This window comes from Gallaecimonas kandeliae (assembly GCF_030450055.1).
Classification (GTDB): domain Bacteria; phylum Pseudomonadota; class Gammaproteobacteria; order Enterobacterales; family Gallaecimonadaceae; genus Gallaecimonas; species Gallaecimonas kandeliae.
The window spans coordinates 1,918,700-1,935,017 of the sequence record NZ_CP118480.1 but is presented as its reverse complement, the minus strand read 5'-3'; the positions used below and the strand labels follow the sequence as shown (position 1 = coordinate 1,935,017).

Below are 16,318 nucleotides of genomic sequence, written 5' to 3'. Positions count from 1 at the left end.
GGCGCTTTTTTATTGGTTGGCTCAGGCCGGGTCCGGGGTGCCCCTTTTCCAATCCCAGAGGATGACCAGCACCAGCAGGATAAGGCCGGCGATGCGCAGCAGCGGGTAATGCACCAGCATCACCACGGCGATGGCCAGCAGCAGGACGCGGGTCCAGGGTTTGAGGCGGTTCACCAGCCGTCCTTCCACGCCACAGGCAAAGGCGACGATCAGGCCTATGGTGGCGAGGATAGCCAGCAGGAATTCCCAGCCCGTCTCGTCGGCACGCCACAGCAGTCCTGAGTAGGCCATCATCAGCGGGATGATGAAGAAGCCGAAGGCCAGCTTGAAGGCCTCGACGGCGGACTTCATGGGGGAGGCGCCGGCGATGCCAGCCCCGGCAAAGGCGGCCAGGGCTATGGGGGGCGTGACGTTGGAGGTCTGGGACAGCCAGAAGACGATGAGGTGGGCGGTCAGCACCGGCAGTCCGAACTGGTTGAGGGCCGGTACCGCCATCACCGACAGCACTATGTAGGCGGCTGTGACCGGCAGGCCCATGCCCAGCACGACGGCGGCCAGGGCGATGAGGGCAAAGGCCCCCAGCAGGTAGCCGCCGGACAGGGCCAGCAGCGCCTGGGTGAACTGCAAGCCTATGCCGGTCTGGCCCACCACGCCGACGACTATGCCGGCGGTGGCACAGGCGGCGCTGATGGGCAGTATCATCAGGGCGCCGTCACGCAGGCCCGACAGCAGGGCGCGCAAGGGGATCCAGGTCTTGCGGCGGCTGAAGGTGGCAACGACGATGGCCAGGCAGCCCGCCAACCCCACCAGTACCGGCGAGTAGCTCATCAGCAACAGCACTGTGATGAACACCAGGGGCACCAGGTAGTGCCAGCCCTCCTTGACCACTTTTCCGACCTTCTCGACGTTGTCCATGCCCTTGAGGCCCAACTTGCAGGCCATCAGGTGCACGTACATCAGGGTGCAGAAGAAGTAGAGGATGGCCGGGGCTATGGAGACCAGCAGGATCTCGGAGTAGGGCAGGCCGGTGAACTGGGCCATGACGAAGGCGCCGGCGCCCATGACGGGGGGCATGATCTGGCCGCCGGTGGAGGGGGGCGCCTCTATGCCGGCCGCCTGCTCAGGCTTGTAGCCGAGCTTTTTCATCATGGGGATGGTCAGGGCGCCCGTGGTCACGGTGTTGGCGATGGCCGAACCCGTGATGGAGCCAAGGGCCGCCGAGGCCAGTACCGAGGCCTTGGCGGGGCCGCCGCGATAACGGCCGGCCAGGGCGAAGGCGCAGTCGATGAAGAACTGGCCGGCGCCCGTGACCTGCAGCAGGGCACCGAAGAGCACGAACACGAACACCACGCCGGCGGAGATGGCGAGCGGCGCGCCGAAGACGCCGTTGGTGGAGAAGATGTGGAAGCGGATGATCTCCTGGAGGTCAAAGCCCTTGCTGGCGAACTCGTCAGGCAGGTGGTTGCCCCACATGGCGTAGACCAGGAAGAGGATGGCGATGCCGCTCATCACCCAGCCCACGGTGCGGCGGGTGGCTTCGAGCAGCAGCAGGATCAGGGCAGTGCCGGTGTAGAGGTCGACCTTCTGCAGACCCTCGAGCAGGAAGCTGAGATCGTCGTAGTCGAAGCGCGACAGGTCGAAGCCGGCCCAGACGGCGATGACGGCGAAGAGCAAGTCAAGCAAGCGGCCGAACTGGTATAGGGGCTTGGGCGCCGAGGGGGCGAAACTGGGTTTGACCATGAAGATCAGCACCAGCACCCAGCTCAGGTGAATGGGCAGGAAGATGGGGGCCGACAGCTCCGCCGTCAGGCCCTGCCAGATCTGGAAACAGGTAAGGGCTATGGCCACAGCCCCAATCAAATAATCGAACCCGCCAAGCTTGACGGGTTCTTTTACGGCTTCTGTTTGCTGCATGGAGCTTACTTGCCTTTCATCTCATTCATGAAAGCGACGCTGGCCGGATGCAGCGGCACGCCTTGCAGCCTGTCGATATTGGCGATGGTGGTGTTCTTGGCATCCGCGATGACGTTCTGGATCTTGTCCATGTTGGCAAAAGCGGTCTTGAGCATCTCGCCGGCCAGCTTGGGATCCATGTCCTTCTTCACCACCAGCACGTTCCAGACGGCGGGGGCGGTGAAGGCCGGTACCTTGTTGTAGGTGTTGGCGGGGATGTCCATGCCGGCATAGGCGGGCAGGGCCTCGTGGATCTTGGCCAGCTCGTCCTTGCTGAAGGAGAGGATGCGGATGTCGCGGGTCAGGGCCAGCTCGGTGATGGCGCCGACACCGGCACTGCCTATGATGACACCGGCGTCGATCTGGCCGTTGGCCAGGGCCTCGGTGGTGGCGGTGTAGTTCAGGCTCTGGGCCTTGTAGTCACCGTCGTTGATGCCCAGCGCCTTGAGGATGGCGGTGGAGCCAACGCGGGTACCTGAGCCGGGGGCGCCGACCGACACCTTCTTGCCTTTCAGATCAGCCACGGAATGGATGTCTGAATTGGCCGGCACCATGAACTGCACCACGTTGGGGTAGAGGGCGAAGAGCACGGCCACGTCCACGGGGCGGCGGAAGGGCGGCTCACCCTTGATGGCGGCGACTACTGAGTCGCCCATGGCGATACCGGCCAGCTGCTGGCCGGCGGCCACCTTGATGATGTTCTCGACGGAAGCGGCTGTGACTTCGGCGCGCATGTTGAAGCCGTCGATGTTCTCGCTCCAGACTTTGGCAAGCATGCCGCCAAAGGGATAGTAGGTGCCGCTTTGGCTACCTGTGCCTATGGTGTAATTGGCGGCAGCTGCGGGCAGGGCCACGGCGAAAGACAGGGTCACCAGGGCGCGTTTCAACCAGGGGGTCATAGTGGATTTCCTTCTGGGTATTGTGATCTCTGCCAGTTTATGAAGATCTGGCTATTTGTCTGTGAGACTTTAGTTTAATGCGCTTTACCCCGGCCGCCAGGACGGTTTAGCTTAATGGTCGCGTTGCGCAACTTAACGGTTGTCTTACCCAGAGGCCTGTAAGATGAAGAGCTTAAGAAAACCCTGGCTGTTGTTGTGCCTGTTTTTGCCGCTGTCGGCGTTGCCGGGTTGCTCACCCCAGGGAGACGACGAGTCGGAGGCGACTTTCGAGAAGGCGGCCCTGACCCTCAAGGGGATGATGAGCTACAAGGAGCGTATTGCCCTGCCGCAAGGCAGCAAGGCCAGAGTCTGGATGCGGGACCTCGACGACCCGAACAGCAAACCCCTGGCGGAAGATCAGGTGGCGGTTGACGGCCAGGTACCCATCCCCTTCCAACTCAGCATGAACCCCAACAGCATCCAGAAAGGCCACCACTATGGCCTGAGCGCCGAGATCCGGGTTCCGGACGGCACCCTGGCCTTCGCCACCCCCGAAGAGGTGACGGTAGAACCCTTCGGGATCAGCCTTATCCAGCTGGAGCTGGTCAGGGTCAAGCCGAAGCCCTAGGGTACGTCGTGGCCGCGACAGGCCACCCAGAGCCGGTACCAGTCTTCGCGGCTGAGGTCCACCTTCAGGGCGTCAACCGCTTCCTTGACGGCGGCAATGCGTCCTGAGCCGGTGAGCGGCAGCGGCTTGCTGGGGTGGCGCAAGATCCAGGCATAGGCCAAAGTCGCCGGTGAGACCCCATAATCTTTTGCCAGGGCTTCCAGCAAGGCCCGCACCCTCAGCGCCTGGGCGTCCTTGCCGGTGAAGAGCCTACCGCCACCCAAGGGTGACCAGATCATCGGCCTTATCCTTTTTGCCTGGCACTGCTCCAGGGTGCCGTCGTCCAGGGCCTTGTGCTCCAGCACCGACAACTCCAGCTGGTTGGTGGCCAAGGGCCACTGGCGGTCCAGCAGTTCGAACTGGCTGGCGCTGTGGTTGGACACCCCGAAGTGGGCCACCTTGCCTTCCTTTTTCAAAGCGTGGAAAGACTCGGCCAGCTCGGCCGCATCCATCAGGTAGTCGGGCCTGTGGATCAGCAGTAGATCCAGCCGTTCCACATCGAGCCGTTTCAGTGACGCGTCCACCTGGGCGCGCACATAGGCGGCGGACGTGTCGTAATGATTGACCAGGTAAGGGTGGGCCTTGCCCTTGAGGCGGATGCCGCACTTGCTGATGACTTGGATCTGGCCCTTGAGGTGGGGCGCCGCCTTGAGGGCCTCGCCGAACAGCGCCTCGCAGCCGTAGTCGCCGTAGATGTCGGCGTGGTCGAAGCTGGTCACCCCTAGGGCCAGGGCCTCTTCAAGCCAACGCACCCTGGCCTGGACATTGAGCCGCCAGTCGTTGAGGCGCCACATGCCGGCGACGATGGGGGAGAGCAGGGGACCATTGGGGGCGATTTCGACAGCCATCACGACTCCAAAATGTGGATTAGGGGACAGAGTGTGCCAACTTAAGAGGAGGTGCTCAATTAACAAAGTTGACAAGACGAAAACGGTCAAATTTTAAACCGTGGTTGGTTGTATATTGCGCGAAAAGGCCTTCCGCAAGCCCCGAAATTTACCGTGCGTTAACGAATTTTACCTCGAGTTATCCTTTTTTGTACCACTGGGGGCATTCCCAGGCAAAAGTTCCCTTTTCCACTGGAAATCCAGGGGAATTTCTTGGTACATTCCGCGGCTAATAATTAGAACGCCAGCCCCCCGTAGCGAGCTTCCGTGTTCCTCGAGGCAGTCATTTGAGGTGAGGTTATGATATGAAAAATAAGAGGTTAACCAGTCTGGTTAAGATGCTATCGCTTGGCGGTGCATTCTTATTGGCTGGGTGTGACAACATGGTATTGCTGGACCCGAAAGGGCCTGTGGGCCAGGGCGAAAAATCCCTGATCCTGACCGCGACCTGGCTGATGCTGCTGGTAGTGGTTCCCGTCATTATCATGACCATCGCATTCGCTTGGCGTTACCGCGCCTCCAACACCAAAGCTACCTATCTTCCCAAGTGGAACCACTCCACCGCCATCGAGGCGACCGTCTGGAGTATTCCTCTCATCATCATCGCCATCCTGGCGGTGCTGACCTGGAAATCCAGCCACGAGCTGGATCCCTACCGTCCCCTGGACTCCGATAAGAAGCCGATGACCATCCAAGTGGTTTCCCTGGATTGGAAATGGCTTTTCATCTACCCCGAACAGAAGATCGCCACTGTCAACGAACTGGTATTCCCCAAGGGTGTACCCGTCAAGTTCGAGATCACCTCGGGCACAGTGATGAACTCCTTCTTCATTCCGCAACTGGGCGGCCAGATCTACGCCATGGCCGGTATGACTACCCAGCTGCACCTGCAGGCTGATGAAGCGGGCACCTATGCCGGCCTCTCCGCCAACTACAGCGGTGCTGGCTTCTCCGACATGAAGTTCAGCGCCATTGCGACCCCCACCGACCAGGACTTCGACAACTGGGTGGCCAAGGTCAAAGCAGGTTCCGCGGTGCTCGACAATGCCAGCTATCAAAAGCTGCTGAAGCCGAGCGAGAACAACCCGGTGGAATACTTCTCTGCTGTTAAGCCGCAGATGTACGACCAAATCGTTGCCAGCATCATGCACGGCTCTGCCAAAGGCCAGATGCACCATGAAGGCAAGCACGAGATGGCTGAAGAAATGGGCGCTGAGGAATAACGATGTTTGGAAAATTAACTTGGGACGCAATACCGTTTCATGTGCCGATTGTCATGTGCACATTGGCAGTGGTTGCGGTCCTCGGTCTGGCCCTGGTGGCCGCTCTGACCTATTACAAGAAATGGGGCTATCTCTGGAAAGAGTGGCTCACCTCCGTTGACCACAAGAAGATCGGGGTGATGTATATCATCGTCGCCCTGGTGATGCTGATCCGCGGCTTTGCTGACGCCATCATGATGCGTTCCCAGCTGGCCGTGGCTCACGACGGTGCCAAGGGCTTCCTGCCCCCCGAGCACTACGACCAGATCTTCACCGCCCACGGCGTCATCATGATCATCTTCATGGCCATGCCTTTCATGGTCGGCCTGATGAACATCGTCGTGCCGCTGCAGATCGGCGCCCGTGACGTGGCCTTCCCCTTCCTGAACAGCATTTCCTTCTACCTGTTCCTGGTGGGTGTGGCCCTGGTCAACATTTCCCTGGGTGTAGGTGAATTCGCCAGGACCGGCTGGGTAGCCTATCCGCCGCTGTCCGAGAAGATCTTCAGTCCCGGGGTCGGTGTCGACTACTACATCTGGTCGCTGCAGATATCGGGCCTCGGTACCCTGCTGACCGGTGTGAACTTCTTCACCACCATCATCAAGATGCGCGCCCCTGGCATGAAACTGATGCAGATGCCGGTCTTCACCTGGACCATCCTCTGTACCAGCGTCATCATCATGGCCGCCTTCCCCATGCTGACCGTCTGTCTGGCCCTGCTGACTTTCGACCGCTACCTGGATTTCCACTTCTTCACCAATGCCCTGGGCGGTAGCCCGATGATGTACGTCAACATCTTCTGGGCTTGGGGTCACCCCGAGGTGTACATCCTGATCCTGCCGGCCTTCGGTGTCTTCTCTGAGGTGATCTCCACCTTCAGCCGCAAGCCGTTGTTCGGTTACAACTCCATGGTCTACGCCACCGTAGCCATCACTGTGCTGTCCTTCGTCGTATGGCTGCACCACTTCTTCACCATGGGCGCCGGCGCCAACGTCAACGCCTTCTTCGGTATCGCTACCATGATCATCGCGATCCCGACCGGTCTGAAGATCTTCAACTGGCTGTTCACCATGTTCCGTGGCCGTGTGGAATTCACCGCCCCTGTCATGTGGACCCTGGGCTTCATCATCACCTTCTCCATCGGTGGTATGACCGGCGTACTGCTGGCTGTTCCCGGCGCTGACTTCCTGCTGCACAACAGCCTCTTCCTGATCGCCCACTTCCACAACGTCATCATCGGCGGCGTGGTATTCGGTTACCTGGCAGGCTTCTCCTACTGGTTCCCGAAAGCCTTCGGTTACAAGCTCAACGACAAGCTGGGCAAGGCCGCCTTCTGGTGCTGGTTCACCGGCTTCTACCTGGCCTTCATGCCGCTGTATGCCCTGGGCTTCATGGGCATGACCCGTCGTCTGAACCACTATGACAACCCGGCCTGGACTCCCTGGCTGAACGTTGCCGTGGTCGGTGCCGCCGTCATCTTCCTGGGTATCATCTTCCAGGTGGTCCAGCTCTACGTCAGCTTCCGTCAACGTGAGCAGAACCGCGACCTGACCGGTGACCCGTGGAACGCCCGTACCCTGGAGTGGTCCATCTCCTCTCCGCCGCCTTTCTACAACTTCGCCACCACCCCGCACGTCCACAGCGTGGACGCCTGGTATGACGAGAAAGAGAAGGGCACCGCGTACGCCAAGCCGGCTTCCTATGCACCTATCCACATGCCTAAGAACACTGCTGCCGGTGTCTTCATTGGCCTGTTCAGCCTGACCCTCGGCTTCGCCCTGATCTGGTACATCTGGTGGATGGCCGCCGTCAGCGCCCTGGGCATCCTCGGCACCGTCATCGTACGTTCCTTCGTCAAGGACGTGGACTACTACGTCCAGGTTGACGAAATCGAGCGCATCGAAGGTGCCAATCACGAACAGCTTGCAGCAGTACAGGGGTAAGCCATGTCTAACATGTCGAGTGAAGTACTCAACGTCGATGCTCATGACCATGAGCATCACGATGCAGGAGCCCTGAAGGTTTTCGGCTTCTGGATCTACATCATGACCGACTGCGTCCTGTTCGCGACCCTGTTTGCGACCTACGCGGTGCTCTACACCCATACCGCCGGCGGCCCCAGCGGCAAGGACATCTTCGAACTGCCCTATGTGCTGGTCGAAACCTTCCTGCTGCTGGTCTCCTCCTTTACCAGCGGTCTGTCCATGCTGGCCGTACACGCCGGCAACAAGCAGAAGACCATCTTCTGGCTGGTCGTCACCGCGCTCCTGGGCGCGGGCTTCGTGGGCATGGAAATCAACGAGTTCCACCACCTCATCGAAGAGGGGATGGGTCCGGATCGCAGCGCCTTCCTGTCTGCCTTCTTCACCCTGGTCGGCACCCACGGTTTCCACGTGAGCTGCGGTCTGGTCTGGATGGTACTGATGATGGTTCAGGTTGCCCGTGAAGGCCTGACCGACGTCAACAGCACCCGTCTGCAGTGCCTGAGCCTGTTCTGGCACTTCCTGGACATCGTCTGGATCTGCGTATTCACCGTCGTCTACCTGATGGGGGTTATCTAATGAGCGGACATTCCCATACCGCCGCCGGCGCCAGCCACGGTGATTTCAAGACCTACCTGAACGGGTTCATCCTGTCCATCATCCTGACAGTGATCCCCTTCGGCATGGTGATGTTCCCCGGCGTGGTTTCCCCCACCGTCGCCATCGTGACCATGGTGGTGCTGGGCCTGGCCCAGGTGCTGGTGCAGCTGGTCTACTTCCTGCACATGAACACCAGCTCCGAGCAGCAGTGGAACGTGATCGCCTTCGTCTTCACGATCCTGATCGCGCTCATCCTGATCGCCGGTTCCGTCTGGATCATGTGGTACCTCTACGGTCTCACCATGCCCGGCATGTAAGGCCCCAGGGCCAACAGGGGGCAGCGACGCTGCCCCCTTTTTTCCACCCTTAACCGGTGCATCCCATGATTAAGAAGTTCATTACCATCACCAAGCCAGGGATCATTTTCGGCAACTTGATTTCCGTTGCCGGCGGTTTCTTCCTGGCCGCCAAGGGCACTTTTGACTGGGTTACCCTGGTCGGCACCCTGGTGGGGGTCTCCCTGGTGGTGGCCTGCGGTTGCGTGTTGAACAACTGTATCGACAGGGACATCGACAAGAAGATGGAAAGGACCCGCACCAGGGTGCTTGCCCAAGGCGAAATGCCTCTGGGCTTGGCCCTGATCTACGCCCAGTGGCTGGGCATAGTGGGCCTCACCACGCTCTACCTCACCAGCAACCTGCTGGCGGTGGGCGTAGCCTTTGGTGGCCTGGTGATCTACGTGGGTTTCTACAGCCTGCTGTTCAAGCGGAACTCGGTGCATGGCACCCTGATCGGCAGTTTCTCCGGCGCGGCGCCGCCCCTGGCGGGCTACGTGGCCGTGACCAACCAGCTGGATCTGGGGGCCGGGATCCTGTTCCTCATCTTCAGCCTCTGGCAGATGCCGCACTCCTACGCCATCGCCATCTTCCGCCTCAAGGACTACTCGGCCGCTTCCATCAAGGTGCTGCCGGTGGCCAAGGGGATCTTGGTGGCCAAGCACCACATCGTCGCCTACATAGTGCTGTTCGTCATGGCCAGCCTGGCCCTGACCCTCACCGGCTATACCGGTTACTTCTACCTGGCTGCGGCCATGGTACTGGGGGGGTACTGGCTGTGCCTGGCCGTGCGCGGCTACAAGGCCCAGGATGATGTCAGCTGGGCGCGCAAGGTGTTCGGTTTCTCTATCCTGACGGTGACCCTGCTGAGCTTGATGATGTCCATCGACGCGACTGTCGCTGTTTAAGTGTGGAAAAAAGTAAAAAGGCGCCCTAGGGCGCCTTTTTTCATAGGGCTATTGGGCAATCCAGGCAGACCGCCAATACCCGGAAGAACTCCGCCTCCCGCGGGGTTATCTCCCCGTCCTGCTGTACCGCCTTCAAGGCACCGCGCAAAAACTGCTGGCGCACCGGCTCGCTGGCCTCCTGCAGCTTGTTGAGGGCGGCGCCAAGCTGGCTGGGCTCGGGGTTATCCAGCAGCTGGCCGCTGTAAAGGCCCATGCTGTTAGTCCCCATGCCGAAGGCCCTTTCGGCTTTCTCTTGGCTACCGCTTTGCCAGGCCAGGGCCGAGAGCAGCAGCAGGGCTTCGGGCTCCAGGGCACTGAGTTTTTTGAAGCGCACCTTGGGTTCCACCCGCTTGTGGTACTGGCGGCCAAGGTGATGGTCAACCAGTCGGTAGAGCAGCCACTCGAAGAGATCCAGCTTGCCGTCGGCCTGGGCCAGTTTCATCAGCAGATCCCGGAAGATCCGGTACTGGTCGTCGGACATGGCCTTGAGGCTGGGCAGCACCTTTTCCACCAAGAGCAGCCGCTGGCCTTCTTGCAGCTGGCCCAGTTGCCTGTGGTGGTAGAGAGCCAGTTGCGGCTTGGCCAGCAGCGCCAGCTGCCGCTCCCGCACGGTTTCGTTGTCATCGAGCAGCAGGGCGAACATCAGGTAGCAGGCGTCCAGGGGATCGCGGCTGGACTCGATCAGCGCCTGGGGCAGGGCGGCCAAGGCCACTCCCGCCTGTACTAACGCCTCAGGGGCAGCGCTGCGCTTGACCCTGGGGCTTACCGTCTCGCCGTGGTTGGGGGTGGAGCGGATGTACTGGCCGTCCCAGTTTGGCTCCAGGCGGCGGATGCGATCAGCCAAGGGCGGATGGCTGGCCAAGAGGCCGGCGAACTGGGCCGTCAGGGCCGGCCCGAAGAAGAGGTGGCTGTAGTTCTGGACGCCGTCACCCAGCATCACCGAGGCCTGGGCATGGCCACCCACCTTCTTGAGGGCTGAAGCCAGGCTGTCCGGCAGGCGGGTGAATTGCACCGAGGAGGCGTCCGCCAGGTATTCCCGCTGCCGGTTGATGGCCGCCTGCATGATGCGGGCCCAGAGCACGCCGAGATAGCCCATGATCACCAGCCCCAGGCCCAGCAGGGCGATGCTGTTGCCGTCCTTCTTGTTGCGGCCGGAGCCGCCGCTGTAGAGCAACAGCCTGCCCAGCTCACCGACGAACAGCAGCCCGAACAGCAGCGCCACCAGGCGCAGGTTGAGGCGCATGTCGCCGTTGAAGATATGGCTGAATTCGTGGCCGATGACGGCCTGCAGCTCGGCCCGGTCGAATTGCTCCACGGCGCCCCTGGTGACGCCGATGACGGCGTCATTGACGGTGAAGCCGGCGGCGAAAGCGTTGATGCCAGGCTCTTGGTCGAGGAGATAGACGGGGGGCACCGGCATACCGGCGGCGATGGCCATCTCCTCCACCACGTTCAGCAGCTTGCGCTCGTCAGGATCCTGGGTATGGGGGCTGACCCGGCGCCCGCCCAGGGCTTCTGCCACCTTGCGGCCGCCGCCGCGCAGGCTCATGTACTTGACGAAGGCGGCCAGGAAGGCGGCGGTGCCGATACCGGCCGTCACCCAGCCGTAGAGGCTCCAGCTGAGCAGAGGCAGGGGAGCTTCACCCTGCTGCTGCTCGGCCCTCAGGCCAAAACCCAGAAGGGCGGCGGTGACCAAGGAGAGCAGCAGCAAACCCAGGATGAAGAGCACCAGCAGCTGGGTGGTCTTCTTCCTGGCCTGATCCTGGTGGCTGAAAAAGTCCACGGCTTAGAAGCTGACTTTGGGGGCGGCCTGGATGGCGGCGCTGTCTTCGAATTCCAGCAGGGAGCCGTCCTGGGTGTGGCCGAAATTGTTGGCCACCATGACGTTGGGGAAGGACTTGCGGTAGATGTTGTAGGATGTGACGGCGTCGTTGAAGGCCTGACGGGCAAAGGCGACCCGGTTCTCGGTGGCGGTCAGCTCCTCGCTCAGCTGCATCATGTTCTGGTTGGCCTTGAGTTCGGGGTAGGCCTCCACCTGCAGGTTGAAGCCGGCGAGGCTGGTGGTCAGCTGGCGCTCGGCCTGGCCCAGGGCATTGATGGCTCCGGCATCGCCAGGGTGGGCGGCGGCGGCCTTGAGCGAGGCCAGGGCCTGGTTGCGGGCTTCGGTGACCTTGGTCAGGGTCTCGCTCTCGTGCTTGAGGTAGCCTTTGGCCGTTTCCACCAGGTTGGGGATCAGATCGTAACGGCGTTTGAGCTGCACTTCGATCTGGGAAAAGGCGTTCTCGAAACGGGCCTTCAGTGTCACCAACTGGTTGTAGATGGATACCAGCCAGAACACCAGCACGGCGACGATCACCAAGAGTACTATCAAAGCAGTCATTGTTTTTTCATCCTTGTGAGACAGTTAGGGTCACTTTACTGACCCTGAGCCTAAAAAGAAAACCCCGCTGGCGCGGGGTTTTTTGTATCAGAATTTGGCGTTGCCCGGTGAGCGGGGGAAGGGAATGACATCCCTGATGTTCTGCACCCCTGTCACGTAGGACACCAGGCGCTCGAAGCCGAGGCCGAAACCGGCGTGGGGGACAGTGCCGTAACGGCGCAGGTCCCGGTACCACCAGTAATCTTCCTTGGGCAGCTTCATCTCTTCGAGGCGCGCATCCAGCACGTCCAAGCGCTCTTCACGCTGGGATCCGCCGATGATCTCGCCGATGCCGGGAGCCAGGACGTCCATGGCCGCCACCGTCTTGCCGTCGTCGTTGAGGCGCATGTAGAAGGCTTTGATGTCCTTGGGGTAGTTCTGCAGGATCACGGGGGCACCCACGTGCTCTTCGGCCAGGTAGCGCTCGTGCTCGGACTGCAGATCCACACCCCATTCCACCGGGAACTCGAACTGCTTGTCGCAGTTCTTGAGGATCTCGATGGCGTCGGTGTAATCCATGCGCACGAAGGGGGCTTCGATCATCTTCTCGAGGCGGCTGACGGCGTCTTTGTCGACGCGCTCGGCGAAGAAGGCCATGTCGTCAGGGCACTCTTCCAGCACCGCCTTGAACACGAACTTCAGCATGTCTTCGGCCAGTTGGGCGACGTCCTTGAGTTCGGCAAAGGCCACTTCCGGCTCCACCATCCAAAACTCCGCCAGGTGGCGGCTGGTGTTGGAGTTTTCGGCGCGGAAGGTGGGGCCGAAGGTGTAGACCTTGCCGAGGGCACAGGCGTAGGTCTCGGCGTTCAGCTGGCCGGATACGGTCAGGAAGGTCTCCTTGCCGAAGAAGTCCTGGCCGTAGTCCACCTCACCCTTGTCGGTGCGGGGCAGGTTGGCCATGTCCAGGGTGGAGACCCGGAACATCTCGCCGGCGCCTTCGCAGTCGGAGGCGGTCAGGATGGGGCTGGCCATCCAGAAGTAACCGTTCTGGTGGAAGAAGCGGTGGATGGCCTGGCTCAGGCTGTTGCGGACCCGGAACACGGCACCGATGAGGTTGGTGCGCGGACGCAGGTGGGCCACTTCCCGCAGGTACTCGATGCTGTGGCGCTTGGCCGCCATGGGGTAGGTGTCGGGATCCTCGACCCAACCCAGCACTTCGAGGCTGCTGGTCTCCAGTTCGAAGGCCTGGCCGGAGGCCGGGGATTCCACCACCTTGCCGGTCACCACCACGGAGCAGCCGGCGGTGAGGCGCTTCACATCGTCTTCGTAATTGCTGAGCGAATTGGGCACGACGGCTTGCAGGGGATTGAAACAGGAGCCGTCATAGACAGCCACGAAAGAGATCCCGGCTTTGGAATCCCGGCGGGTGCGCACCCAACCTTTAACCTGCACTTCGGTACCTACCGGGAACTCACCGGCCAGTACCGCTTTTACCGACGCTTGCGTCATGCCTTTTTCCTTTGTTGGCTCAACTTCTGATAAGGAGCAGACATCATACCTGCACGGTGGCCCAAGACAAGGCTCAGCAGGGGGCAATTTACACCGCGGCAAAATGGGTTACATTAGAGGCGAGTGTTCCATTTTTTCATTTTTGAAACAGGAGTGTAAAAGATGACCTTGCTGGACTTTTTGAAGCAACTGGGAAGCGATGCCGCCTTGGCCGAAGCCTACAAACGGGATCCCAAAGGCGTATTGGCCAAGACGGGCCTGTCCGACGAGGAAAAAGATGCACTCCTGGCCGGCGATACGGAACAGGTCAAGCTGTTGGCGGGCTCGGACAACGTCAACATGATCGATTCCATCATCGTTACGTACGAGGAATAACATCTTGCCGTTCTGGCGCCGGTTCTGCTGTCTGGCATTGGTGGGGCTCTTGCCCCACTTTTGCCTGGCGGATCAGGCGCCAGTTTCAGGCATCGATGCCCAGCTCAGCCAGGCTGAGCAACTGCGTTTAAAAGATCCCACCAAGGCCCAGGCGCTGCTGGCCGAGCTTGCCAATGAGCAGGCCCAGTTCAACCAGGATGAAAGCCGGCGCTACCAGCTGCTGGTGGCCCATCAGCTGGCCCTCAAGGGACAGTACCAGGAGGCCAGGGAGAGCCTGGAATCCCTGTTGCGAGATCCCGGCCTGGATGCCAACAAGAAGATGCGCGCCTACTACCTGCTGGCGCAGATGGCGGAGATCCAGGACGACTTCGGCCAGAGTGTCCAGTACCTGTTGGCGGCCACCGACCTCTATCCCCAACTCACCGAGCTCCAGCCCAAGCTGGAATACCAGCTCATCATTTCCCGCATGTACAGCAGGGTCGGGGACTATGACGCCGCCCTCAGCCACGCCAAACAGGACATCGCCCTGGCCAAGGATGCGGCGCCCTACTGGCAATGTGTGGCCCAGAATGCCCTGGCCGCCGTCTACGCCATCAAGGGCGACATGGAAGCGGCCTTTAGGGAAAAGCAGAAGCAACTCAGCCTCTGTCAGGGAGTCGGTGGGCCCGTGATGGTCAGCGAGGCCCAGGATTTCATGGGCCGTTATTACCTGGAAAAGAAAGATACCAAGGCCGCCCTGGCCGCCTTCATGTCGGCCCAGAACGGTTATGACGATGCCGGCTACAAGGACGGTCAGCTGGGCGCCGCCATCGGCATCGCCGAGAGCTTCGATGCCATGGGCGACGAGAGCATGGCCAATAACTGGGCCAAGCGGGCCCTGGCCCTGTTGGCGGGGGGGGACCGCCAGTGGCAGGAACAACAACTGCTCTATCACTTGCTGGCCAAGCTGGCTCGCCAAGGCGGCGACTACGACGCCATGATCAAGTACCAGGACAATTACCTCAAGGCGGCCAAGGCCGGCTTGGAAGAAGCCAAGGGCAGCCGCATGGCCTACCTGCAGGCCAAGCTCAATGTCGACAGCCAGCGCCAGAAAATCGCCCTCCTAGAGAAGGAAAACAAGCTGCTGACCCTCAAGGACAACAATGGCCGGCAGCGGCTCTGGCTGGTGATCCAGGGGCTGTTGGGGGCTGGAGGCCTCTGCCTGATGCTGGCCGCCGTCCTTATCCGCAACAACAGGCAGCAAAGGGGCCTGGTCAAGCTGTCCCAGACCGATAACCTGACCGGCGTCTTGACCCGTTCGGCCTTGCTGGAGCGGGCCAAGTTGCTCTTTGACGAGGCCAAGGCCAAGGACGAGCCGCTGACCCTGGTGGTGGCCGACGTCGACGAGTTCCACCTGCTCAACCGCCAATACGGCCTGGAGACAGGGGACAAGGCCCTGAAACGCTTTGCCTCCTGCCTCAAGGCCCAACTGGGCAAGAGGGATCAGGTGGGGCGCACCAGCGGTGCCGAGTTCCTGCTGGTACTGCCGGGCAAGGACAAGGCCGGGGCCCGCGAGCTGGTGCGCAACTGCCAGGGCCGGGGGCCGGCCGGGGATGATGCCCACCTGGACCTGTTGCTGTCGGTCAGTTTCGGTATCGTCGAGGCGCTGCCGGGCTGCCATAACCTGGAAGAGGGGTTGCATAAGGTGGCCCAGGCGCTGGTCAAAGCCCAGGACAAGGGCTACAGCAGCGTTGAGATTCTGGAAAAATCCGTGGAGACGTCATGAGCCTGGTAATAGTGGGCCTGGGGATCACCCTGGGGCAGCATGTCAGCGAGCGCGCCCTGTCTGAAATACAGAATGCCGACAAGGTATTGGTGCTGGTTGACGGGGTGGCGCTGGAGTGGTTGAAGACGGTAAGGCCCGATCTGGTTTCCCTGCATCCTTGTTACGGGCGGGACAAGTCCCGCAAGCTGGCCTACCAGGACATGCGTGACCTCATCATGGCGGAAGTGAGGCAGGGCTTTAAGGTCTGCTGTGTCTTCTATGGCCATCCGGGGATCTTCGCCGACGTGCCCCATATGGCCATCCAGGCCACCCGAGCGCTGGGGCTTGAGGCCCGTATGGATCCCGGCATCTCCGCCGAGGCCTGCCTCTATGCCGATCTGGGGTTGGATCCCGGCAAGCGCGGCGTGGCCAGCATGGAGGCCACCCAGTTCCTCGTCTTCAAGCGCCAGATAGACCCTTCCGCCCTGCTGCTGCTTTGGCAGGTGGGGATCTGCGGCGATCTGAGCCTCAAGCGCTTCGACACCCAGGAAGCCAAGCTGGCCCTGCTGGTGGAAAAGCTCAGCCAGTACTATCCGCCGGACCATGAAGTGATCCTCTACGAGGCGGCCCAACTGCCGATACAGGACTTTCGGGCACAGCGCCTGGCGCTGAAGGATCTACCAAGGGCCCAGACGGCCCAGATCACAACCCTGGTCGTGCCTCCCTTAACAGCGCCTTTAGAGCGGGACGAATTCTGGCTGCAGCGGCTGGAGCCCCTGCAGTAAGGCGGTTATGCTTGTGCATGTTTTATCAAGGAGAT

At 61.1% G+C, this 16,318-nt stretch carries 15 protein-coding genes; 9 read left to right on the top strand and 6 right to left on the bottom strand.

All coding sequences use genetic code 11. The features are described 5' to 3' along the window. Positions 1–21: 21 nt before the first annotated feature. Both PVT67_RS09415 and PVT67_RS09410 read right to left on the bottom strand, forming a co-directional pair. Positions 22–1,848: a TRAP transporter permease gene (locus PVT67_RS09415; RefSeq protein WP_336407722.1), complete on the bottom strand. Its 1,827-nt coding sequence runs from the start codon at positions 1,846–1,848 to the stop codon at positions 22–24. Positions 1,849–1,919: 71 nt separating this feature from the next. Beyond that, on the bottom strand, positions 1,920–2,852 hold the full coding sequence (locus PVT67_RS09410) for a TAXI family TRAP transporter solute-binding subunit (protein WP_301493196.1): 933 nt from the start codon (positions 2,850–2,852) through the stop codon (positions 1,920–1,922). A 163-nt stretch (positions 2,853–3,015) separates the two neighbouring features. On the opposite strand from PVT67_RS09410, the gene PVT67_RS09405 reads away from it, so the two are divergent. After that, the gene (locus tag PVT67_RS09405) at positions 3,016–3,459 is read left to right on the top strand and encodes a YbaY family lipoprotein (protein ID WP_301493195.1); all 444 of its coding nucleotides are present in this window, start codon (positions 3,016–3,018) and stop codon (positions 3,457–3,459) included. On the opposite strand, the gene PVT67_RS09400 is transcribed toward PVT67_RS09405, so the two are convergent. Then, positions 3,456–4,346, bottom strand: coding sequence for an aldo/keto reductase (locus PVT67_RS09400; protein ID WP_301493194.1), 891 nt, complete (start codon positions 4,344–4,346; stop codon positions 3,456–3,458). The genes PVT67_RS09405 and PVT67_RS09400 overlap by 4 nt on opposite strands. A 344-nt stretch (positions 4,347–4,690) precedes the next feature. Between PVT67_RS09400 and cyoA the strand changes: the two genes are divergently transcribed. The 5 genes from cyoA to cyoE all read left to right on the top strand — a co-directional run bounded on the left by cyoA (position 4,691) and on the right by cyoE (position 9,472). Continuing rightward, positions 4,691–5,608, top strand: a complete 918-nt coding sequence (gene cyoA / locus PVT67_RS09395; protein ID WP_301493193.1) for a ubiquinol oxidase subunit II — start codon at positions 4,691–4,693, stop codon at positions 5,606–5,608. A 2-nt stretch (positions 5,609–5,610) separates the two neighbouring features. Then, entirely contained in the window at positions 5,611–7,590 is a 1,980-nt protein-coding gene (gene cyoB, locus PVT67_RS09390) for a cytochrome o ubiquinol oxidase subunit I (protein WP_301493192.1), read from the top strand. Positions 7,591–7,593: 3 nt separating this feature from the next. Continuing rightward, positions 7,594–8,208 carry a cytochrome o ubiquinol oxidase subunit III gene (gene cyoC, locus PVT67_RS09385; protein WP_419181011.1) on the top strand — a complete coding sequence of 205 codons (615 nt, stop codon included), beginning with the start codon at positions 7,594–7,596 and terminating at the stop codon, positions 8,206–8,208. Further along, positions 8,208–8,546: a cytochrome o ubiquinol oxidase subunit IV gene (cyoD, locus tag PVT67_RS09380; protein WP_301493191.1), complete on the top strand. Its 339-nt coding sequence runs from the start codon at positions 8,208–8,210 to the stop codon at positions 8,544–8,546. Before cyoC ends, cyoD begins: the two co-directional genes overlap by 1 nt. 65 nt (positions 8,547–8,611) lie before the next feature. Continuing rightward, on the top strand, positions 8,612–9,472 hold the full coding sequence (gene cyoE, locus PVT67_RS09375; protein ID WP_301493190.1) for a heme o synthase: 861 nt from the start codon (positions 8,612–8,614) through the stop codon (positions 9,470–9,472). Positions 9,473–9,512: 40 nt separating this feature from the next. On the opposite strand, the gene PVT67_RS09370 is transcribed toward cyoE, so the two are convergent. From PVT67_RS09370 to asnS, 3 genes are all read right to left on the bottom strand, one after another. Beyond that, positions 9,513–11,294 carry a M48 family metallopeptidase gene (locus PVT67_RS09370; protein WP_301493189.1) on the bottom strand — a complete coding sequence of 594 codons (1,782 nt, stop codon included), beginning with the start codon at positions 11,292–11,294 and terminating at the stop codon, positions 9,513–9,515. 3 nt (positions 11,295–11,297) lie between these two features. Next, positions 11,298–11,891, bottom strand: a complete 594-nt coding sequence (locus PVT67_RS09365; RefSeq protein WP_301493188.1) for a LemA family protein — start codon at positions 11,889–11,891, stop codon at positions 11,298–11,300. A gap of 87 nt (positions 11,892–11,978) precedes the next feature. Continuing rightward, positions 11,979–13,379: an asparagine--tRNA ligase gene (gene asnS / locus PVT67_RS09360; protein ID WP_301493187.1), complete on the bottom strand. Its 1,401-nt coding sequence runs from the start codon at positions 13,377–13,379 to the stop codon at positions 11,979–11,981. 162 nt (positions 13,380–13,541) lie between these two features. Here asnS and PVT67_RS09355 point away from each other — a divergent pair, with 162 nt between their 5' ends. Genes PVT67_RS09355 through PVT67_RS09345 form a run of 3 tightly spaced genes read left to right on the top strand, consistent with a single transcriptional unit; the run spans position 13,542 to position 16,283 of the window. Then, positions 13,542–13,754, top strand: a complete 213-nt coding sequence (locus tag PVT67_RS09355) for a hypothetical protein (RefSeq protein ID WP_301493186.1) — start codon at positions 13,542–13,544, stop codon at positions 13,752–13,754. A 4-nt stretch (positions 13,755–13,758) separates the two neighbouring features. Then, complete coding sequence (locus tag PVT67_RS09350; protein WP_301493185.1) at positions 13,759–15,519, top strand: diguanylate cyclase; 1,761 nt, start codon at positions 13,759–13,761, stop codon at positions 15,517–15,519. After that, a complete protein-coding gene (locus PVT67_RS09345; protein ID WP_301493183.1) occupies positions 15,516–16,283 on the top strand; it encodes an SAM-dependent methyltransferase in 768 nt (255 codons plus the stop codon). The genes PVT67_RS09350 and PVT67_RS09345 overlap by 4 nt, the downstream gene beginning before the upstream one ends. Positions 16,284–16,318 lie beyond the last annotated feature (35 nt).